The 20,299-nt window shown below is 64.9% G+C and carries 18 protein-coding genes; 14 read left to right on the top strand and 4 right to left on the bottom strand.

Annotated features, from left to right (window positions below; all coding sequences use genetic code 11):
• Window positions 1–6: 6 nt before the first annotated feature.
• The 11 genes from kdpC (at window position 7) to GEM_RS24895 (ending at window position 10,193) form a co-directional block, all read left to right on the top strand.
• Complete coding sequence (gene kdpC / locus GEM_RS24940) at window positions 7–705, top strand: potassium-transporting ATPase subunit KdpC (RefSeq protein ID WP_014900187.1); 699 nt, start codon at window positions 7–9, stop codon at window positions 703–705.
• Window positions 706–764: 59 nt separating this feature from the next.
• The gene (gene kdpB, locus GEM_RS24935; RefSeq protein ID WP_051138018.1) at window positions 765–2,813 is read left to right on the top strand and encodes a potassium-transporting ATPase subunit KdpB; all 2,049 of its coding nucleotides are present in this window, start codon (window positions 765–767) and stop codon (window positions 2,811–2,813) included.
• An 80-nt stretch (window positions 2,814–2,893) separates the two neighbouring features.
• A complete protein-coding gene (locus GEM_RS24930) occupies window positions 2,894–4,579 on the top strand; it encodes a DUF4118 domain-containing protein (protein ID WP_014900185.1) in 1,686 nt (561 codons plus the stop codon).
• Complete coding sequence (locus GEM_RS24925) at window positions 4,576–5,298, top strand: response regulator (protein WP_014900184.1); 723 nt, start codon at window positions 4,576–4,578, stop codon at window positions 5,296–5,298. The genes GEM_RS24930 and GEM_RS24925 overlap by 4 nt, the downstream gene beginning before the upstream one ends.
• A 281-nt stretch (window positions 5,299–5,579) precedes the next feature.
• Window positions 5,580–6,353: an ABC transporter substrate-binding protein gene (locus GEM_RS24920; RefSeq protein ID WP_014900183.1), complete on the top strand. Its 774-nt coding sequence runs from the start codon at window positions 5,580–5,582 to the stop codon at window positions 6,351–6,353.
• A 175-nt stretch (window positions 6,354–6,528) separates the two neighbouring features.
• A complete protein-coding gene (locus tag GEM_RS24915) occupies window positions 6,529–7,218 on the top strand; it encodes an ABC transporter permease (protein ID WP_014900182.1) in 690 nt (229 codons plus the stop codon).
• Window positions 7,215–7,928: an ABC transporter permease gene (locus GEM_RS24910; protein WP_014900181.1), complete on the top strand. Its 714-nt coding sequence runs from the start codon at window positions 7,215–7,217 to the stop codon at window positions 7,926–7,928. The genes GEM_RS24915 and GEM_RS24910 overlap by 4 nt, the downstream gene beginning before the upstream one ends.
• A 33-nt stretch (window positions 7,929–7,961) precedes the next feature.
• Window positions 7,962–8,729 (top strand): ABC transporter ATP-binding protein, encoded by a 768-nt coding sequence (locus GEM_RS24905; RefSeq protein WP_014900180.1) that lies wholly within the window; start codon window positions 7,962–7,964, stop codon window positions 8,727–8,729.
• Window positions 8,730–8,799: 70 nt separating this feature from the next.
• A complete protein-coding gene (locus GEM_RS24900) occupies window positions 8,800–9,234 on the top strand; it encodes a cupin domain-containing protein (RefSeq protein ID WP_014900179.1) in 435 nt (144 codons plus the stop codon).
• Window positions 9,235–9,519: 285 nt separating this feature from the next.
• Complete coding sequence (locus GEM_RS31985) at window positions 9,520–9,657, top strand: HHHH-motif protein (RefSeq protein WP_014900178.1); 138 nt, start codon at window positions 9,520–9,522, stop codon at window positions 9,655–9,657.
• A gap of 68 nt (window positions 9,658–9,725) precedes the next feature.
• Window positions 9,726–10,193, top strand: coding sequence for a DUF3761 domain-containing protein (locus tag GEM_RS24895; RefSeq protein WP_014900177.1), 468 nt, complete (start codon window positions 9,726–9,728; stop codon window positions 10,191–10,193).
• A 123-nt stretch (window positions 10,194–10,316) separates the two neighbouring features.
• Here GEM_RS24895 and GEM_RS24890 read toward each other — a convergent pair whose 3' ends face one another.
• A complete protein-coding gene (locus GEM_RS24890; RefSeq protein WP_014900176.1) occupies window positions 10,317–11,675 on the bottom strand; it encodes a polyhydroxyalkanoate depolymerase in 1,359 nt (452 codons plus the stop codon).
• Window positions 11,676–11,975: 300 nt separating this feature from the next.
• On the opposite strand from GEM_RS24890, the gene GEM_RS24880 reads away from it, so the two are divergent.
• A complete protein-coding gene (locus GEM_RS24880; RefSeq protein ID WP_014900175.1) occupies window positions 11,976–12,638 on the top strand; it encodes a glutathione S-transferase family protein in 663 nt (220 codons plus the stop codon).
• A gap of 36 nt (window positions 12,639–12,674) precedes the next feature.
• Here GEM_RS24880 and GEM_RS24875 read toward each other — a convergent pair whose 3' ends face one another.
• From GEM_RS24875 to GEM_RS24865, 3 genes are all read right to left on the bottom strand, one after another.
• Window positions 12,675–13,616, bottom strand: coding sequence for a hypothetical protein (locus GEM_RS24875; RefSeq protein WP_014900174.1), 942 nt, complete (start codon window positions 13,614–13,616; stop codon window positions 12,675–12,677).
• 105 nt (window positions 13,617–13,721) lie between these two features.
• Complete coding sequence (locus GEM_RS24870) at window positions 13,722–15,365, bottom strand: DUF2334 domain-containing protein (protein WP_014900173.1); 1,644 nt, start codon at window positions 15,363–15,365, stop codon at window positions 13,722–13,724.
• Window positions 15,366–15,377: 12 nt separating this feature from the next.
• Window positions 15,378–15,683: a hypothetical protein gene (locus GEM_RS24865; protein WP_272148402.1), complete on the bottom strand. Its 306-nt coding sequence runs from the start codon at window positions 15,681–15,683 to the stop codon at window positions 15,378–15,380.
• A gap of 954 nt (window positions 15,684–16,637) precedes the next feature.
• Between GEM_RS24865 and GEM_RS24855 the strand changes: the two genes are divergently transcribed.
• Together GEM_RS24855 and GEM_RS24850 are read left to right on the top strand one after the other, a co-directional pair.
• Window positions 16,638–18,596, top strand: coding sequence for a glycosyl transferase family protein (locus GEM_RS24855; protein WP_014900171.1), 1,959 nt, complete (start codon window positions 16,638–16,640; stop codon window positions 18,594–18,596).
• Window positions 18,593–20,287 carry an NfrA family protein gene (locus GEM_RS24850; protein ID WP_014900170.1) on the top strand — a complete coding sequence of 565 codons (1,695 nt, stop codon included), beginning with the start codon at window positions 18,593–18,595 and terminating at the stop codon, window positions 20,285–20,287. Before GEM_RS24855 ends, GEM_RS24850 begins: the two co-directional genes overlap by 4 nt.
• The last annotated feature ends 12 nt before the right edge of the window (window positions 20,288–20,299 follow it).

Below are 20,299 nucleotides of genomic sequence, written 5' to 3'. Positions count from 1 at the left end.
AACATCATGATGCAAGGCAATCGCCAGGCAGCGGCCGCCGCCGCGCCGGCACCCGGTTCTTCGTTCGGCGCGGCGACGCGCGGCCTCGTGCGGCCCGTGATCGCATCGTCGGTGCTGTTCATGCTCGTCACCGGCCTCGCGTATCCGCTGCTCACCACCGGCGTCGCGAACGTGCTGTTTCCGTCGCAGGCGCGCGGCAGTCTCGTGCAGCGCGGCGGCACGACGGTCGGCTCGGCGGTGATCGGGCAGAACTTCACGCGCGCCGGCTACTTCCATGCGCGGCCGAGCGCGACGGTCGGCACCGATCCGGCCGATCCGTCGAAGACGGTCGACCAGCCGTACAACGCGGCCGGCAGCGGCGCCAGCAACCAGGGCGCGACCAGCAAGAAGCTGCTCGCCGACGTCGCGCAGCGGGTGCGCGCATACCGGCAGGAGAACGCGCTCGCCGACGGCACGCCGGTGCCGGCGGACGCCGTGACCGCGTCGGCGTCCGGGCTCGATCCCGAAATCTCGGTCGCGAACGCGCGGCTGCAGGCGGCACGCGTCGCGCATGCGCGCGGCGTCGATGCCGCGCAGGTGGCAACGCTCGTCGATCGCATCGTTTCGCCGCGACAACTCGGCGTGCTCGGCGAACCGCGCGTGCGCGTGCTCGACCTGAACCTCGCGCTCGACCGCACGTTCGGCCACGCGGCCGGCGTGAAGTAATGGCAGGAACCACGGAGTCACTCATGTCTCATATCGAAACCCCGATCCATCCGGCGGCGATGCCGGCCGGCACCGTGCCGCCGATGCGCTGGACGGCCGTGCTGCGCGAGGCGTTCCGCAAGCTCGCACCGCAGGTGCAGTTGAAGAACCCGGTGATGTTCGTCGTCTATCTCGGCAGCATCGTCACGACCGTGCTGTGGCTGCAGGCGCTGACCGGCAGCGCCGACGCACCGGCCGGCTTCATCTTCGCGGTCGCGTGCTGGCTGTGGTTCACCGTGCTGTTCGCGAACGCGGCCGAGGCGCTGGCCGAAGGGCGCGGCAAGGCGCAGGCCGACGCGTTGCGCGCGGCGCGCAAGCGCGTGTACGCAAAGGTGCTCGACGAGCCGAAGCAAGCCGGCAGCACGAGCCATCGCGTACCGAGCGACGAACTCGCGGCCGGCAGCATCGTGCTCGTCGAGGCTGGCGACACGATTCCGGCCGACGGCGAGGTGATCGACGGCGTCGCGTCGGTCGACGAGTCGGCGATCACCGGCGAATCCGCGCCGGTGATCCGCGAGTCGGGCGGCGATTTCTCGTCGGTGACGGGCGGCACGCGCGTGCTGTCCGACTGGATCATCGTGAAGATCACCGCGCAACCGGGCGAAGCGTTCCTCGACCGGATGATCGCGATGGTCGAAGGCGCGAAGCGCGGCAAGACGCCGAACGAAGTCGCACTGACGATCCTGCTCGTCGCGCTGACGATCATCTTCCTGCTCGTCTGCGTGACGTTGCTGCCGTTCTCGCAGTTCAGCGTGCTGCTGAACGCGTCGGGCACCGCTGTGAGCCTGACCGTGCTGATCGCGCTGCTCGTGTGCCTGATCCCGACGACGATTGGCGCGCTGCTGTCGGCGATCGGCATCGCGGGGATGAGCCGCATGATGCGCGCGAACGTGCTCGCGACGTCGGGCCGCGCGATCGAGGCGGCCGGCGACGTCGACGTGCTGCTGCTCGACAAGACCGGCACGATCACGCTCGGCAACCGCGAGGCCGTGCAGTTCCGGCCGGCGCCCGGCGTGGACGAGCGCGCGCTGGCCGAGGCCGCGCAACTGTCGTCGCTGGCCGACGAAACGCCCGAAGGGCGCTCGATCGTCGCGCTCGCGAAGCAGCGTTTCTCGCTGGACGTGGCGGCGGCCGACGGCAGCATCGCGGTGCCGTTCAGCGCACGCACGCGGATGAGCGGCCTCGATATCGGCGAACGCCAGGTGCGCAAGGGCGCGGCGTCCGCGATCCGCGCGCATGTCGATGCGCTCGGCGGCGTGTTTCCGCGGGCGGTCGAGACGGCCGTCAACGACATCGCGCGGCGCGGCGGTACGCCGCTCGTCGTCGCCGATGGCTCGACGGTGCTCGGGGCGATCGAGCTGAAGGACATCGTCAAGCACGGGATCGCCGCGCGTTTCGCCGAGTTGCGCAAGGTCGGCGTGAAGACGGTGATGATCACCGGCGACAACCGGCTCACCGCGGCCGCGATCGCGGCGGAAGCCGGTGTCGACGACTACCTCGCCGAAGCGACGCCCGAGGACAAGCTGCGGCTGATCCGCGAGCACCAGGCGAAGGGCCATCTCGTCGCGATGACGGGCGACGGCACCAACGACGCGCCGGCGCTCGCGCAGGCCGACGTGGCCGTCGCGATGCACAGCGGCACGCAGGCGGCGAAGGAGGCGGCCAACATGGTCGACCTCGACAGCAACCCGACGAAGCTGATGCAGGTGGTCGAGGTCGGCAAGCAGATGATCATGACGCGCGGCGCGCTGACCACCTTCAGCGTCGCGAACGATCTCGCGAAGTATTTCGCGATCATCCCGGCCGCGTTCGTCGCGACCTATCCGGCGCTCGGCGCGCTGAACGTGATGGGGCTGCACAGCCCGGTGTCGGCGATCCTGTCGGCGGTGATCTTCAACGCGCTGATCATCGTCGCGCTGATTCCGCTCGCGCTGAAGGGTGTGAAGTATCGCGCGGAGCCGGCCGAAAAGCTGCTGGGGCGCAACCTGCTGATCTACGGGGTGGGCGGGATCGTCGCACCGTTCATCGGCATCAAGCTGATCGACATGCTGTTGACGCCGTTTATCTGACCGAACGCGCCGTCGCGGCCCCGCTCACGCCTTCGCGGCGTGCGCGGGGCCGTTCGGCGTTTCAATTGCCGGAAGCGATCATGGATGTGAATGTGAACGTGAACGAAGCGAATCGGCGGACGAGGATGCCGCCGGAACCCGGTGCGGGCGGCGACCGCTGGCGCGGCATGCTGCGCGCCTGCGCGGCGATGGCCGACCGCATCGCGGGCGCCGGGCCCGACACGCAGCCCGCGCTGGCCGTGCGCGAAGCGCGCCCGCGCACGCACCTGTGGGTGTCGCAGTACGCGGTGCCGCTGCTGCTGGCCACGCTCGTCTGCGCGCTGGCGACGCTCGCGGCGAGCGCGCTGCTGCGCGTGTTCGACCTGTCGAACGTCGTGATGCTGTTTCTGATGACCGTCGTGCTGATCGCGCTGCGGCTCGGCCGGCTGGCCGGCGCGTGGGCCGCGTTCGTCTGCGTCGGCTGCTTCGACTTCTTTTTCGTCGAGCCGAGGCTGTCGTTCGCGGTGTCCGATACGCAGTACGTGTTCACGTTCGCGCTGATGCTCGCCGTCGCGCTCGCGATCGGCCAGCTCGCGGCCCGCCTGCGTGCGGAGGCACGCGCCGCGCGGGCGAACGAGAAACGCTCGGCCGCACTCGCGCGCGTGGCGCACGATCTGTCGGCCGCGATCGAGACCGACCAGATCGCATCGATCTGCACCGGCACGATCGCGCCGCTGCTCGGCGTGCGCGTCGCGCTCGTGCTGCCCGATGCGGACGATCGCCTGATGGCGGCGCGGCACGCACGGTTCGTCGATGTGCCGACGGCACGCTGGGTCTACGAGCATGCCCGCGCTGCCGGTTGCGGGATGCCGCCGTTCGAGCGCGCGGCCGCGCAGTATCTGCCGCTGAAGGCGCCGATGCGCGTGCGCGGCGTGCTCGTGCTGTTCGGCGACGCGCAGCCGGTGCCGACCGATCCCGACGATCGCCGCCTGATCGATGCGCTGTGCTCGTCGATCGCGATGGCGCTCGAACGCGTGCACTACGTCGGCGTCGCGCAGCACACGCTGGTCCGGATCGAAGGCGAGCGGTTGCGCAATGCGCTGCTGGCCGCCGTGTCGCACGACCTGAAAACACCACTGACCGCGATCCGCGGGCTCGCCGAGACGCTGGAGCGACCCGAGCGGCTCGCGCACGGGCAGCCGGCCGCGCTTGCGCACGGCATCCGCAACCAGGCCGAGGCGCTGCACGGGCTCGTCGTGAACCTGCTCGATCTCGCGCGGATGCAGAGCGAAGGCGTGCGGCTCAATCGCGAGTGGCACATGCTCGACGAGATCGTCGGCAGCGCGCTCGCGCATTCGGCCGGCGTGCTGGCCGGCCGCGACGTGAGCGCCGATCTGCCGGCCGACCTGCCGCTGATCGACGTCGACGCGCTGCTGATCGAACGCGTGCTGATGAACCTGCTCGACAACGCCGCGAAATACGCGGGCGCGGAGGCGGCCGTGTCGGTGCGCGCGCGCGTGTTCGGCGAAACGCTGTACGTGTTCGTCGAGGACGACGGGCCCGGTTTCATCGCGCGCAACACCGAGCCGCTGTTCGAGCCGTTCGAGCGCGAACGCAAGGAATCGTCGATCAGCGGCGTCGGGCTCGGGCTCGCGCTGTGTCGCAGCATCGTCAATGCGCACGGCGGCTCGATCCGCGCGGTGCCGCTCGATCCGCACGGCGCGCGGTTCGAGATCCGTCTGCCACTGGGCGCGCCGCCCGACATCGAACACGAGAGCCGGACATGATCAGATCGCGCGTACTCATCGTCGAGGACGAAGCGGATATCCGCCGCTTCGTGCGGATGGCGCTGGAACAGGAAGGGCTCGACACCTGCGAGGCGTCGACGGCCCGCGAGGCACGGATGTATGCATCGAGCAGCAAGCCCGATCTCGTGATCGTCGATCTCGGACTGCCGGACGACGACGGCAAGACCTTCATCCGCGAACTGCGCGAATGGTCGACGGTGCCGGTGATCGTGCTGTCGGCGCGACAGCAGGAGGTGGAGAAGGTCGCGGCGCTCGACGCGGGCGCCGACGATTACCTGCCCAAGCCGTTCGGCGTGCCCGAACTGCTCGCGCGGGCGCGGGCGCAGTTGCGGCGCGCGGCGTTCGTGACGGCCGACGGGCAGTCGTCGTCGATCGTGCGGTTCGGCGACGTGACCGTCGATCTCGGCCGGCACGAAGTGGCCCGCGGCGGCGAGCCCGTCCATCTGACGCGCCTCGAATTCCGGCTGCTCGCCGCGCTGATCCGCGCGCGCGGCGGCGTGGTTGCCGCGCGGCAACTGCTGGCCGAGGTGTGGGGCATTCATGACGCCGATCGCGCGCACTACGTGCGCGTGTACATGACGAACCTGAGGCAGAAGCTCGAACCGGTGCCCGCGCGGCCGCGGCACCTGCTGACGGAACTGCAGTTCGGCTACCGTCTGGTCGGTCTTGAAACGGTCGGCTTGCCACGCGAGGTATAGACAGGCTACGCATCCCTTCCGGCTGCCGCCTTACACTGTGTGAAAGCCGGAATTCAGCATCATGTAATCGATAATTAATTGAAAATTAAGGAAAATCGCAGCTCACGACCGAAATCCGCCGACAATTAGAGATAAACACGGATTGCTGGCGCACGTCCTGAAAAGGCAAAGTTGTATGTACAACTTGGAACGTCGCCGGAAAGGGCGATTCCCGGGTTGGAAGGGTTCACGGCGGGCAGTCCGACCGGAACCCGGCCCAGTTCGCCTCTGACAGGAACGCCATGAAGAAACTCGCGCTCAGTATTGCCCTTGCCTGCATCGCGGTCGGTGCCCACGCCAAGGATTGGTCGACGATCCGGTTCGGCGTCGACGCCAGCTATCCGCCGTTCGAATCGAAGGACGCAAGCGGCAAGGTCGTCGGCTTCGACGTCGATCTCGGCAACGAGATCTGCGCCCGCCTGAAGGCGAAATGCGTGTGGATCGAGAACGACTTCGACGGGATGATCCCGGCGCTGAAGGCGAAGAAGTTCGACGGCGTGCTGTCGTCGATGTCGATGACGCCGGCGCGCGCCGAGCAGATCGCGTTCTCCGACAAGCTGTTCAATACGCCGACGCGCCTCGTCGCGAAGAAGGGCGCCAACCTGCAGCCGACGGCCGAATCGCTGAAGGGCAAGACGGTCGGCGTCGAGCAGGGCACGATCCAGGAAACCTACGCGAAGGCCTACTGGGCGCCGAAGGGCGTGCAGGTCGTGCCTTATCAGAACCAGGACGGCGTGTACCAGGATCTGATGTCCGGCCGCCTCGACGCCGCGCTGCAGGACGCGGTGCAGGCCGATATCGGCTTCCTGAAGACGCCGCGCGGCGCGAACTTCGACTTCGCCGGCAAAGACATCGACGATCCGAAGACGCTCGGCAACGGCGCCGGCATCGGCCTGCGCAAGGACGACGCCGACCTGAAGGCGAAGATCGACCACGCGATCGCCGACATCATCAAGGACGGCACGTACAAGAAGCTCGAGAAGAAGTACTTCGCATTCGACGTCTACGGCGGCTGACCGGCCATGCGGCGCGCACCGGCTGTGGCGCGCGCCGCGTCTGTTGCCGGGTACAACCCGCTGCGCGTGATGCGCCTGGCTTGATGAGCAGGCGGCATCACGTAGTGCGCAGATATCGTTTGATGCGCGGTTAATGGCTATTGACAATCCAGCCACCTCGTTCTGGATCCCTTATATGATCTTCCAAGGATTTGGCCCGCTGCTGTGGGCCGGCACGGTCGAGACCGTGAAGCTCGCGGTGCTGTCGCTCGCCGCGTCGCTCATTCTGGGCCTCGTCGGTGCGAGCGCGAAGCTGTCGACGAACCGCGTGCTCAAATCGATCGGCACCTTCTATACGACGCTGATCCGCGCGGTACCGGATCTCGTGCTGATGCTGCTGCTGTTCTACGGGATCCAGATCCTGCTGAACAACTTCACCGACATGCTCGGCTGGGACCAGATCGACATCGACCCGTTCGTGGCTGGCGTCATCACGCTCGGCTTCATCTACGGCGCGTACTTCACCGAGACCTTCCGCGGCGCGTTCCTCTCGGTGCCGCGCGGCCAGCTTGAAGCGGGCTTCGCGTACGGGATGAGCGGCTGGCGCGTGTTCCGCCGCATCCTGTTCCCGCAGATGATGCGCTTCGCGCTGCCCGGCATCGGCAACAACTGGCAGGTGCTCGTCAAGGCGACTGCGCTGGTGTCGATCATCGGCCTCGCCGACGTCGTGAAGGCGTCGCAGGACGCGGGCAAGAGCACGCTCGATTTCTTTTTCTTCACGCTGGCTGCAGGCGCGATCTACCTCGCGATCACGACGGTGTCCAACCTCGTGCTGCATCACCTCGAGAAGCGTTATTCCGTCGGTGTCCGGAGGCTCGCACTGTGATCGAACTCGTCAGCCAGTACTGGCAAAGCTATCTCTACACCGACGGCTACCGCTTCAGCGGCCTCGCGATCACGCTGTGGCTGCTGGTCGTGTCGATCGCGCTGGGCTTCGCGCTCGCCGTGCCGCTCGCGATTGCGCGCGCGTCGTCGAACCGCTGGATCTCCGGTCCGGTGTGGCTCTATACGTACGTGTTTCGCGGCACGCCGCTCTACGTGCAGCTGCTGATGTGCTACACGGGCATCTACAGCCTGCAGGTCGTGCACAACCACGTGTTGCTCGACACGTTCTTCCGCAACGCGATGAACTGCACGCTGCTCGCGTTCGTGCTGAACGAATGCGCGTATGCGACGGAGATCTTCGCGGGCGCGATCAAGTCGACGTCGGCCGGCGAGATCGAGGCCGGCATGGCCTACGGGATGTCGCGCTTCAAGCTCTATACGCGCATCATCCTGCCGTCGGCGCTGCGCCGCTCGCTGCCGAGCTACAGCAACGAAGTGATCCTGATGCTGCACGCAACCACGCTCGCGTTCACCGCGACCGTGCCCGACATCCTGAAGGTCACGCGCGACGTCAATTCGGCGACGTACATGTCGTTCCAGGCCTACGGCATCGCCGCCGTGCTGTACGCCGTCGTCGTGTTCACGCTCATCTGGGCGTTCCGCAAGCTCGAGACGCGCTGGCTCGCGTACCTCTCGCCGCGCGGCCATTAACGCATTCGCAAGATTCGCAAGGAAGGACCAAGCATGTACAAGCTCACCGTTGACAACCTGCACAAGAAGTTCGGCGACAACGAGGTGTTGAAGGGCGTGTCGATGAAGGCGAAGGCCGGCGACGTGATCAGCATCATCGGCTCGAGCGGCTCCGGCAAGAGCACGTTCCTGCGCTGCATCAACTTCCTCGAGCAGCCGTGCTCGGGGCAGATCACGATCGGCAGCGAGCCGATCCAGACCACGCGCGACCGCAACGGCTCGCTGCGCGTGGCCGACCAGAAGCAGCTGCAGCGGATGCGCACGAAGCTGTCGATGGTGTTCCAGCACTTCAACCTGTGGGCGCACATGACGGTGCTCGAGAACGTGATCGAGGCGCCGATGGCGGTGCTCGGGGTCAGCCGGGACGAAGCCGTCGCACGGGCGCGCAAGTACCTGGAGAAGGTCGGGCTCGCGCCGCGCGTCGAGGGCATGTATCCGTCGCATTTGTCGGGCGGCCAGCAGCAGCGCGTCGCGATTGCGCGCGCGCTCGCGATGGAACCCGAGGTGATGCTGTTCGACGAGCCGACGTCGGCACTCGACCCCGAGCTGGTGGGCGAAGTGCTGAAGGTGATGCAGAAGCTCGCCGAGGAAGGTCGCACGATGGTCGTCGTCACGCACGAGATGGGCTTCGCGCGCAACGTGTCGAATCACGTGATCTTCCTGCACCAGGGGAAGATCGAAGAGGAAGGCGATCCGCAGCAGATTCTCGTGAACCCGAAGAGCGAGCGGCTCGGGCAGTTCCTGTCGGGGCGGCTCAAGTAAGCGGGCGCCGCTGCAACCTGGAACGCTACATGCTTGTCTCGGACGACTCATTCGTTCGAGGAGCGCCGAGATGAGCACGTCGACCACTACCGCGTTTTCCCATGTGAAGCCGCAGGACACCGCGTATCACGGCGATGGCCTGCGCGACTTCTTCCTGTATCGCGATCTTGGCATCGCGGCCGCGACGAACGGCAAGGTCGTCGCGCAACTCGTCAGGGCGAATCATGCACCGACGGCGGGCACCGGCTGGCACCGTCACGAGGCCGAGTTCCACATCGTGATCATGCTGAAGGGCTGGGCGCGCTTCATGTACGGCGAGCGCGAGACGCTGGTGAACGCCGGCGACTGCGTGCACCAGGCGCCGGGAATCGTGCATTACCTGTTCGACTACTCGCCCGACATGGAGTATCTGGAGATCGTCGGACCGGCCGATTTCAAGTCGATCGACGTCGAAGGGCCCTGCGACGTGCCTGCGCCGACGCCGTGGGGCGACGCGGGCGCGTAGCCCCACATTGTTTTGGACGCGACGCATCCGCGTGCTTGCGACAGACCGCCTTCGGGCGGTTTTTTCTTTTGCGGGCTGCTTGTCATGCTTCGGTCATTCGACATCCGAAGCGTTTGTCGTGAAAGGAAATCGAAAAGACAGGCGGCAATTTGTCAGCCTCGCGTGACGTTTCGTTACACGGTGTCAAAGATCGTCAATTCGAGCAGGTGCGGTGCACGGCGTGTCGGCGACCCGCGTTAAGGAGGTAACAGCCGGACCTCCGGCTGGCCTACCCAGGAGAATGTCATGACCCGCATCGCGAAGATCCTGACCGCGACGGCCATCACCTGCGCCGTCTTCGTACCGGCGCTGGCCGAAGCCCATTCGCACCGCGTGTGCCATGTCGATCACCACCATCACCGCGTGTGCCGCTCGGTCCGTTGACCCGCGGCGCGGTATTCCCGGCCTGTCGTCGGGACGCTTTTACCCTTCAGGCAAATCAGGAGAGGACTATGAAAAAGACGATGTTGATCGCCGCGCTCGTCGCGGGCATGGGCGTGTCGATCGGTGCGTTCGCACAGGTTCCGGCCAGCGCGCCGGCCGGCACGACCGGGCTGTGCAAGGACGGCTCGTTCTATTCGGGCGCGTCGAAGAAGGGCGCATGCGCCGGTCATAAGGGCGTGAAGACGTGGTACGGCGCAGCGTCGGCAGCCGCGGCCAGCGCACCGGCCGCGGCCCCCGCGACCGCGGCTTCCGCTACCGCCGCATCCGGCGCCGCAGCCGCGAAGAGCGCACCCGCGACGACTGCCGCAGCGGCGCCCGGCGGCGGTGCGGGCAAGGTGTGGGCCAACGACAGCACGAAGGTCTACCACTGCTCGACCGACAAGTACTACGGCAAGACGAAGCACGGCAGCTACATGTCGGAAGCCGATGCGAAGGCGAAGGGCTACCACGCGTCGCACGGCAAGGCCTGTTCGTAATACCGGCGGAACGCGCGGGCCTTGCCGCTCGCGCACTGCCCGGCAGTGCGCCCCGCCATCCAGGCGGGGCGATTCATTTGCAACGCCGAGGTGCGGCGCCGAGCGTTGCCGTGCCGCGCGGGTTCAGTTCATGTGACCGGATGGCGCAGCGGTCGTCGCCGCATCGTGACCGGCCGCGCGCGCGTCGAGCAATGCCCGCAGCGTCACGTAGTGCGCGTCGCGCGCGCCGCCGTCCGTATCGGCGGTGCGATCGTACGGCTCGTTGTCATGAATCGTCGCACGCACGATCGGGTAGATCTGCGTTTCCCAGCGGCTGCCGTTGAACACGCCGTAGTGGCCTGCACCCGTCTGCACGTGGTGCGTCTTCAGGTACGGTGGCAATCCCGAACACAGCTCCTGCGCGGCCACCGTCTGGCCCACGGCGCAGATGTCGTCCTTCTCGCCCTCGATCGTGAGCAGCGCGGTGCGGTGGATCGCTGCCGGTTCCACCAGCCGGTCGCCGACCATCAGTTCGCCGCGCGCGAGCGCGTATTGCTGGAACACTTTCTCGACCGTTTCAAGATAGAACTCCGCGGTGAGGTCGGCCGTCGCGAAGTACTCGTCGTAGAAGTGGCGCAGCGTGTCGGCTTTTGCGGGGTCGCCTTTCGCGCGCTCGTAGTACAGGTCGGCAAACGAAGCCGCATGGCGGTCGGGATTCATCGACATGAACGCGCCGACCTGCACGAAGCCCGGATACACGCAACGCTGCGCACCGACGAAGCCGGCCGGCACCACGCTGATCAGGTTGCGCGCGAACCATTCGATCGGCTGGCTCGTCGCGAGCGCGTTGACCTTCGTCGGATTCACGCGGCAGTCGATCGGCCCTGCCATCAGCGTCAGGCTCGCGGGTTGGGCCGGATCGCGGGCGGCGGCCATCAGCGCGACCGCCGAAAGCGCGGCGACGGTCGGCTGGCAGATCGCGAGCACATGCGCGTCCGGCCCGATCTGCCGAATGAAATCGATCACGTGCTCGACGTATTCGTCGAAGCCGAAGCGCCCGGCCGAGAGCGGGATGTCACGCGGGTTGTGCCAGTCGGTGATGTACACGTCGTGATCGGCCAGCATCGTGCCGACCGTGCCGCGCAGCAGCGTCGCGAAATGCCCGGACATCGGCGCGACGATCAGCACGCGCGGCTGGCGCGCCACCGGCCGCGCCTTGCGGAAATGCAGCAGCGTGCCGAACGGCGTGACCGCCGCGGCTTCCTCGACGATCGGCACCGATTCGCCGTCGATGACGATCGACGCGATACCGAACGGCGGACGCCGGTGCGAGAACGCGCAGCACTCGAGCAGTTCGCACAGCGCGTCGACCATGCGGCCCGTTGGCGTCGATGTGGCGGGCGGCCACAGCGACATCGTCGCGCGTGTGGCGGCCGCCCATGCGCGCGCCGGGCGCAGGCATTCGGCAGACCATTGATAGAACGGATAGGCAAGCAGGTTCATGGCCGTCGCTCGTTGCGTCACGTTGCGTTGAGCGAGGCAAGCCGTGTGCCAGCCTGCGGCTGGCACGCGCGTTGCACGTGGTTCGAGGACGCGGCGCACCACACGGCGATTCGTGTGGTGCGTGCGGCCGGGCGACCGAGCGCCATGCGCTGTCGGCGCGGTTCGGCGTATCGGTCGTGCCGCAGCACCGTGCGACGCTGCGCCAGTTCGGCGAATTCGTCGCACCGGCGTGGTGCGATTCGCATGCGCGGCGTGCGCTTTCGGTGCAGGGGCACGAACGACAATCAGCAGGGGAGCGACATGGAATCTACCGGACCGACCACGTTGACCATCAGCAGCCGCAATTACTCGTCGTGGTCGATGCGCGGCTGGCTGCTCGCGAAGCTGAGCGGCCTCGCGTTCGAGACGGTCAGCGTGCCGATCGATGCGGCATCGCGCGCGGAGCTGCTGCTGCTGTCGCCGTCGATTCTCGTGCCGTGCCTGACGCACGAAGGCAGCACGGTGTGGGACACGCTCGCGATCGCCGAATACCTGAACGAAGTCCAGCCGCAGGCGCGGCTGCTGCCCGACGACCGGCATGCGCGCGCGCATTGCCGGTCGATCTGCGGCGAGATGCATTCGGGTTTCAGCGCGCTGCGCTCCGCGCTGCCGATGAACCTCCGTGCGCATTTTCCCGGCTTCCGGATCTGGTCTCGTGCGCAGCACGACATCGAACGCATCGTGACGATCTGGCGCGAGTGTCTGGCCGCGTACGGCGGCCCCTGGCTGTTCGGCGAGCAGATCGGCATCGCCGATGCGATGTACGCGCCGGTCGTCACGCGATTCCTGACCTACGACGTGAAACTCGAGCCCGATATCGCCGAGTACTGCATGCGCATGCTCGCGCATCCGTTCGTTGCGGAGTGGATCGATGCCGCGAAAGCGGAGCACGAAGACATCGACGAACTCGACATGGAGTTCTGACGCTCGCTACCCGCATTGCCGCCCGGTGCAGCAGGATCAGTGACTCGTTCCGGCGGGCTCGGTGGCGGGCGGCTTGGCCGGTCGGGTGAGCAGTTCACGTGTGAGTTTGTCCGACACATAATGCGGGCCATCGAACAAATAGACTTGATAGCCCCGATAAGCCGCCAGCTGCTTGCTCAATTCGTCGGCGTTGGCCGCCCGGAATCCCCCATGCTCGGCGGGCCGGAAGGCCTCCGCGATCATCCGCACACGTTGTTTTCCCAGGCGCGAAGCCAGCTCGTCGACGTAGGTGCGCGCGACGTAGGGTTCGCGCGCGTAGACGCCGCAGCCGTCCTGGAAGAACACCCCGACATCCGCAGGCAGCCACGCCGCGAGCCAGTCTGTCAGCGCCTTCCCGCCGATATTGGTCTGGTCGTAGACGCTCACCCACAGCGGACGTGGCAGGCGCTTCAGGATCTCGGCGAGCTTCGGCGCGTCCTGCCAGGTCGGATCGATTTCGACCGGGAAGTAGTAGCCGGTGACATGAAGCGGAACCGGTACGCGCGTGACCTCCGCGGACTGGTCCGCCAGTGTCGACAGATGGGTGCGCGCACGTTTTTCGTCCTGGTAGCCGGCCAGGCCCAGGATGACGTTTCCGGCCCATGGCTCGCGACCGATGCGTTCCCAGTCGGGAAGCTGCGCCGCGGGACGGATGCTGGTGTTGGCCACGTACGCGGTATCGTCGACGACGGCCCACTGGATCAACAGATCGTGTATGCCGAGCATCTGCCAGTTCCCGACGGGATTCGTCGTCGTGTTGTCCACCTGCCAGACGATTCCGTCGGCATGCACGTCGTGCGGCGTCCAGCTACACGCGGCCATGACGAGTGACGTGCCGATGGCCGCGAGCGTCGCCGCCCGCGACGAACGCGGTGCGCGCCGAGATCGGCCGATACGCTGTTGAAGCTTGCGCAAGGCCGGGATGGCGTACGTGGTCATCGCTGCCTCCCGGGAAACAGTCCCGCGCGTCATCGTAGCCGATCAAACGCAAACGTGCGACCCGCGTTGCCAATGCGGGTCGCACGAGGCTGCTGCCAGCCCGCGTCACTTGGCCGTCGTGCCGTCCACCCATGTATAGCCGAGATTCGTAATGCCGGTCACGAGGCTCTGGAAGTCCTGCAAAGCCGGCAGGCCGAGATCGGGTTCAAGCCAGTACGGATGGAAGAAGAACGAAGCGAAGCCGTCCCGCACCGCCAGACCGTACTGCGCATTCGTAACGAGTTGCTGCCACGTGTACGTGATGCACGAGAACGGGTCGATATTGCAGATGTTGTACTGGACGCTGCCCAGGTTCTCCGGAATGATTCGCTCACCGTAGTAGTCGGAGTTGATGATGTACGGGAAGAACTGCCCGGCTGAAAAGTCCTGGTTGGCTGCCCCGGTTCCGATTTGAGGATTGGTCGACGTGTAGTAGACGGCGCGCTGGAACGTCGTCGGGAACGTCTGCGCCGTGGCTGCCGCTGCGTTCGGCGACATCTGGTACTGCGGCGCGGCCCAGCCGACGATCTTGTAGCCGTTGGTCGTGAACTCGAGCAGGCCATCGGCCATTCTGCCTTTTGCCCATTGCACGGAGTCCTCATCGACGGGGCGGTTCTGGACCGCATACCAGAATTCGTAATCGCTGCCGCTGACCGCGGTCAGCAGATTCGGTGTCGAATCGTACTGGTGCGTGTAGCCGTGCATCACGATCGAGCCGCCGCGCAGGATCGCGTAGTTCAATGCATTCTTGAGGCCCGTTGCCTGCGCGAGGTGAATCGTCTCGGGGACGCCGCCGTTGTAATACCCGTTCGGATCGGTATACAGCGGGATGGTCGCCATCGTGAACTTGATCTTCTTCGAATACAGGTAGTCTGTCAGCTGTTTCATCGAACTCGTCGTCGTGTACGCGTCAAGATCCTCGAGACGGACGAGTGCGCGATGATTCACCGGTGCATTGGTCTGCAGGATGTCGTGCAGGATGTCGCATATCACCAGGTAGCGATCCGTCGGGCCGATGTATGAGAACGGCATATCCGCGAAGTACCAGAGCTTGCCCGAGCGCATGACGTATGGAGTGGTTGCGCCGCTCTTGCTGTTCTTGATGGTGACGAGCACTTGCGCCTTGGTGGCGTCGAGCACCTGGGTCAGGCCGACATCCGGGTCCGCATCGACGGCGCCGGTCGACGCGTTATACGCGTAGTACTTGGCCATCGCCAGGTTCTTGTACGTGACCGTGTCGTAGAAGCCCGGATTCGGATTGCTCGACGAAGGTGTCGCGTTCAATCCGGCAAGGCCCAGAAAGCTGAACCCGAAGGTCTGGTTGAACGTATAGGCCGTGTTCCATGCGAGCTGCCACAGGTTGTACTTGAACCAGACCACGGTCTTCGTGGCGGTCATCACGTCGCTCATGAATGCCGTCGGAATCGGATTGTTGTAGTAGTCGCCGATGTAGAACGTGGCATCGTGGCTTCCGATCATGCCGGACGTATAGTTCTGTATCGGCACGAGGTCGACCGTCGTATTGAAATGGCCGAGCAGGTTCCTCAACATGATGCTGTATATCAGGCCAAGCTTCGAATACGGGTCGTTGGCCGGGTTGTCGTACAGCACGAGTGTGTGTGCGGTAGTGGCCTGCGCGTGCGCCGTACCCGGCAAGGTCATTTGCGCGAATCCGGCAAGCAGGGCTATGACGATCAAGATCTTTTTCATGGCCGTTTCTCCCTAGTCACGTTCCACGTTGCCGCCGTTTTTCTTGACGGAGTTCTTGCTGAACTTGGGGCGCCCGGTCTCCTTGTATGCCTTGTCCCAATCTTCTTCGGACATGCCTGGCTTCACGTTGACGTGGGCCGAGCCGTTCGGTAGTGGCGGGGGCTTGATCTTGCCGGACGACGACTGGTTCGTCTGCTGTGCATTCGTGTCATGAGCCGTACCGATCACGACGAGTGCAGGAACCAGTGCGACGAGTAGTCCAACGGTGCTCAACCCGTTTCGAAAAGATCGATTGCGATGCGCAGGCATGATTTTCATCCTTTGATATGCAAATTAAGTTCATCTCGTTAACGAAACGAGCGCGGCGAAGTGCCGATTCAGAATCGGGGCGTTATGTCGTGATTTTTTTGCGCGCTTGATACCGGTTAAAAAATCGAAACCGGCTGGTTTGGCTTTCAAGCTAGATCCATACCATCGGCCTCAAACAGGCACCGGGCCAAGACGCCAAAATGGGTGCGTCACGGCAGTCAAAAATTGTTTCGATAAACGTTTCATGCATGCAACGGCAGGTGTCGAGAATCGAGTCCGACTACCGTGTAACGCCGGGTCTGCCGATTCAGGGGAAGCCGGTTGCGCGCTGAGCTCCGCACGCGCCAACGCCGGAAAACCGAGCCGGTTGGCGCGCACGCGCAATCACGACCGGCACACCCGATTTTCGGGTTCGACGTCGATGCTGTCGGCCATTGATCGCCGGAATCGCGTGACGCGCTCCGATCGCGGCGACCGGAGCGCGGCAGTGGACCTGCCAAACGCCTTTCACCGGGCGCTCGACCGCGCGTTTCAACACTGAAACATTTGGCCCGGTTTCGATTCGCCAATCGCGTGGGGAAGACTCCCCGCACCCGGAAGGCTCAAGGGTGGCGCGGCGATGGCGCACGACTTGCTTGAAGCGCTGTGCGTCGAAAGGACTGTGTATGGGGCGCACTGCGAGGCACCGGGGCGGCTGCAAGCGCCGGCGCACGCAGGGACGGATGCAAGCAAGCGGGAAACCGGCTGTCAAAAGTCATCCACTGAACACGTTGCATTTTTGATGATGTTACGTGGTCGCATCAATAGTGCTCGAGGCGTGATCGAGTCTTTTGAGCGCGACGAGAACGGGTGTGGCGCGAGCCACGGAGTGGACATGACGGGGTCGACGAGGACGGGGAGCGTTTCGTCTTACGTTGGTACGAGGGGGCAGAAATACAGGCAAGCGAAAATAGCGGATATGTAATGGATAATATGATATGGAGTGCATATTTATACGCACTCAACATTGTCGCCATTGTGACCGCCCTCGTCATCCTGGTCAGCACGCTGGATGACCTAACGCTGGACACCTGTTACTGGTCGTTCGAAATCCGGCGCATCCTGCGTCGAGAAAAATCGCAGGCCATCGATATCGGCATGCTGCGTGCGCTGGAAGAGCGCCATCTGGCACTCATGGTACCGGCGTGGAAAGAGTATGACGTGATCGCCAAAATGATCGAAAACACCTTGGCGACCATCGAGTACGAACGCTATGTCATCTTCGTCGGAACCTATCACAACGATGCCGAAACCACGGCGGAAGTCGAACGGATGGTCCGCCGGTATCCGGGCAGGGTGACGCGCGCAACGGTCATGAACGACGGGCCGACATGCAAGGCAGACTGCCTGAACTGGATCGTTGAAGCCATCCTGCGCTACGAAGAAGTCCATCATATTCAGTTCGCAGGTGTCGTCATGCACGACTGCGAAGATGTCATTCATCCGGTTGAACTCAAGTACCTCAACCATGCGGTCGCGGACAGCGATCTGGTCCAGCTTCCTGTTCTGTCATTGCCGCGGAAATGGAACGAGTTCGTCGCCGGCTGCTATCTCGACGATTTCAGCGAAACCCACCAGAAGGATGTGCCGGTGCGAGCACGTCTGACGGGTGTCGTTCCGGGCGCGGGTGTTGCGTCGTGCTACAGCCGGCGTTCGATCGAGGCGGCGATGAAGGAGCGAAACGGTTGCCCGTTCAACACGAGTTCGTTGACCGAGGACTACGACTTCAGCTTCCGGTTGAGAGACCTCGGCATGAAGGAAACTTTCGCCTGCTTGCCGCTTTCGGACGTCGCGCGCGATGCCGCCTGCCAGCACGCAAAGGATGGCGCCGCGAATCGAAACCTGCTGGCCACGCGCGAGTATTTTCCGAAGACATTCCGCACCGCCTACCGGCAGCGCGCGCGCTGGATTCTCGGCATTGCGTTTCAAGGCTGGGAGCAACTCGGCTGGAAGGGCAATCTCCTCACCCGCTACATGTTCTTCCACGATCGCAAGGGCATCGTGACGTCGCTGTTTTCGGTGATTGCCTATGGCGTGCTGCTCAACTTCGTGCTGCTTGCCGCCCTTCAGAAAGCCGGGCACGTGATCCCCGCCGGCACTCACCTCGTCGCGGTCAGTGCATGGATCACACCGCTACTGTGGGTGAACACCGTCATGCTGTTTGTCCGCGCCGGGCAGCGTTTCCACTTCGTCAGCAAGTTGAACGGTCCGCTCCAGGGGCTGCTTTCGATCCCGCGGATGTTCGTCAACAACCTGATCAATTTCTGCGCGGTGAGTCGCGCGTGGCGCATCTATGTCGGCCACCTGGTGAGCGGCAAGTCCATCGCATGGGACAAGACGAGCCACACCTACCTGTCCAACGAAGAGCTCGGGAAAGCGCGCCGCAAGATCGGCGAGATCCTGGTCGGCTGGGGCGTGGTTTCGCTGGAGCAGCTGGAGGCCGGCCTCGACAGGCAACTGACATGCGGCAAGCGGCTGGGCGAACTGTTGCTCGAAGCCAGCGCGGTGTCCACCGAATCGCTGGCCGACGCGATCGCCGAGCAGGCTGACCTGCCGCGGGTGAGCCTGGGTAACGTCGCGGTGGGCCACTTCGCGGACTCGCTGGCATTCGAACTGCAGTACGCGTATCACGCCGTGCCGTTTTCGACGGCTGACGACGGGACGCTGAACGTCGCGGTCGGGCGACCACTCACGCAGGACGAACAGGAAGTCGTGCGGCGCGGCGCCCGATCGAACGTTGCCTATTTCATTGCCTGCGATACGGAGATTGCCGCCGAACTGGCCCGGCACTCACGCTTCGTCGAAGTCGCCCGGCTACGCGACGGCGATGACGCGAAGCTGCAGGCATCTGCGGTGAAAAAGCCGTCGGGAGAACAGGCATGAAGCGCTCGACAGGCCCGATTGCGGCTGGCCTCAAGCGCTGCGTACGGTTGAGCGCCCTGGCAATCGCCATGTCGCTGGCCTGGCAGGCTCCGGCATCCGCCGCCAAGCAGCTTACCCCCAAGGCCTATCGGCTTGCCGATGGCGCATACAAGGCGATCAATGCCGGCGACCTGCCCCGCGCGGAAGACTATACGTTGCGCGCCCTCAAGGTCCAGCCAGGAAGCGAACAGCTCGGGCTGCTGCTCGTGGATGTATACCGGCGGGAAGGCAAGGTTGACGAAGCCGATGCGATGGTGGAATCGCTGCGCCTGCGGTTTCCGAAAAGCGCGGCGGTACTGGCGCAGCATGGCTATCTGGCGCAGCGGCAGATGCACTACGACGTCGCGTGCAGCGATTTCTCGGCGGCCGTCGCGACCGGAAGCTGGAGCAAGGAGCAGCAGCGCAACCTGCGCCTCGCGTGGTCGGACAGTGCGCTCGCGGCGAATCGTCCGCACGAGGCCGGCGTCGCGCTGGCGCCGCTGGCTGATGAAAAATCGGCCGTGATCCAGTTGCGTATCGCGCAGATGAGCTTGCAGGCGGGCGACCACGACAGCGCCATCCGCGTGGCCGAGCTGGCGGCCGGCGCCGCCTCGACCGACGCCGAGCGGAACATGGCCGCATCGATCGTGGCACAGGCGCGGCAAGCCGATCAGCCGCCCCAGGTGCCGGTGGACGACACCGCGCAACGGAAGTTGCAGCAGGCCTATGACCTCCTGCGCGAACACAAGGATCGCGATGCGCTCGACGCATTCCAGGAAGGTTTCGCCGGTGGCGCCGGCAACGCGATGAACTACGCGGACGCGGGCTATGCCGCCAAGCGAATCGGATTGAACGAGGAGTCCGTCCAGATGTTCGAACACAGTCTCGACGCAGACGAAAACGAACATGCGTTCGACGCGCAGCGCAAGTTCGGCTATCGGCGGGAGGTCGAACAACTGGAGCGAACCTGGGGTTTCGTGCTGAGCGCGCCATACCAGTCGGCCGCATTCGGTCCGCAAGGCACCATCAGCGTGCTCCAGCCGGGTATCGAGGCGTACTGGCAGCCGCCGAAGATCGGCTATCGGAACGGTCGCATCCTTCAGTTCTTCGTGCGCGGATACGGCACCGCCTACGACGGCACGAACAACGTGACCGGCATGCCGACCGTGCAAGGATCGGTGGGCGTGCGGTACAAGCCGATACCCGACCAGAACGTGGTGATGACGGCCGAGCGGCTGTTCCACATCGGCAGTCTGTCGATGACGGACTGGCTGATGCGCCTGGGTTACTCGTCGGAAGCAGGCACGGACCTGCAGGTCACGCAACCGAGCTGGCGTAGCTGGCAGGCTTATGTAGAAGGTGCGTACTTCATCAACGCCGGCAGATACATCATTTATTCGGAGTTGCGTTACGGGCACACGTGGCGTTTGCCGATGATCAGCAATCGGCTGACCGTCTACCCGCACGCGGCGGTGGCCGGCGATCACGACAACCGTCAGCAGGACAAGACGGCAATCGGTGCGGGGCCAGGGGTCCAGTTCAGGTACTGGTTTCGCGAAGGCAGGTATACCGCGCCGGCAAGCTATCTCGACGTGACGGTGCAATACCGGTTCCCGTTGACGTCAGCGGTCCGCGCACGTGGTCTCGTGGTGCGCGCGACATTGTGGTTCTGAGCGACTGCGCTG

Origin of the sequence: Burkholderia cepacia GG4, assembly GCF_000292915.1 — a bacterium.
Lineage (GTDB): Bacteria > Pseudomonadota > Gammaproteobacteria > Burkholderiales > Burkholderiaceae > Burkholderia > Burkholderia cepacia_D.
This window is presented reverse-complemented; position numbering and strand designations above follow the sequence as displayed.

Excerpts from the sequence above, each read along its gene's own strand:
- kdpC (WP_014900187.1), top strand. The coding sequence starts at position 7 with ATGATGCAAGGCAATCGCCAGGCAGCGGCCGCCGCCGCGCCGGCACCC.
- kdpB (WP_051138018.1), top strand. The coding sequence starts at position 765 with ATGCCGGCCGGCACCGTGCCGCCGATGCGCTGGACGGCCGTGCTGCGC.
- GEM_RS24930 (WP_014900185.1), top strand. The coding sequence starts at position 2,894 with ATGGATGTGAATGTGAACGTGAACGAAGCGAATCGGCGGACGAGGATG.
- GEM_RS24925 (WP_014900184.1), top strand. The coding sequence starts at position 4,576 with ATGATCAGATCGCGCGTACTCATCGTCGAGGACGAAGCGGATATCCGC.
- GEM_RS24920 (WP_014900183.1), top strand. The coding sequence starts at position 5,580 with ATGAAGAAACTCGCGCTCAGTATTGCCCTTGCCTGCATCGCGGTCGGT.
- GEM_RS24915 (WP_014900182.1), top strand. The coding sequence starts at position 6,529 with ATGATCTTCCAAGGATTTGGCCCGCTGCTGTGGGCCGGCACGGTCGAG.
- GEM_RS24905 (WP_014900180.1), top strand. The coding sequence starts at position 7,962 with ATGTACAAGCTCACCGTTGACAACCTGCACAAGAAGTTCGGCGACAAC.
- GEM_RS24900 (WP_014900179.1), top strand. The coding sequence starts at position 8,800 with ATGAGCACGTCGACCACTACCGCGTTTTCCCATGTGAAGCCGCAGGAC.
- GEM_RS31985 (WP_014900178.1), top strand. The coding sequence starts at position 9,520 with ATGACCCGCATCGCGAAGATCCTGACCGCGACGGCCATCACCTGCGCC.
- GEM_RS24895 (WP_014900177.1), top strand. The coding sequence starts at position 9,726 with ATGAAAAAGACGATGTTGATCGCCGCGCTCGTCGCGGGCATGGGCGTG.
- GEM_RS24890 (WP_014900176.1), bottom strand. The coding sequence starts at position 11,675 with ATGAACCTGCTTGCCTATCCGTTCTATCAATGGTCTGCCGAATGCCTG.
- GEM_RS24880 (WP_014900175.1), top strand. The coding sequence starts at position 11,976 with ATGGAATCTACCGGACCGACCACGTTGACCATCAGCAGCCGCAATTAC.
- GEM_RS24875 (WP_014900174.1), bottom strand. The coding sequence starts at position 13,616 with ATGACCACGTACGCCATCCCGGCCTTGCGCAAGCTTCAACAGCGTATC.
- GEM_RS24870 (WP_014900173.1), bottom strand. The coding sequence starts at position 15,365 with ATGAAAAAGATCTTGATCGTCATAGCCCTGCTTGCCGGATTCGCGCAA.
- GEM_RS24865 (WP_272148402.1), bottom strand. The coding sequence starts at position 15,683 with ATGAAAATCATGCCTGCGCATCGCAATCGATCTTTTCGAAACGGGTTG.
- GEM_RS24855 (WP_014900171.1), top strand. The coding sequence starts at position 16,638 with ATGGATAATATGATATGGAGTGCATATTTATACGCACTCAACATTGTC.
- GEM_RS24850 (WP_014900170.1), top strand. The coding sequence starts at position 18,593 with ATGAAGCGCTCGACAGGCCCGATTGCGGCTGGCCTCAAGCGCTGCGTA.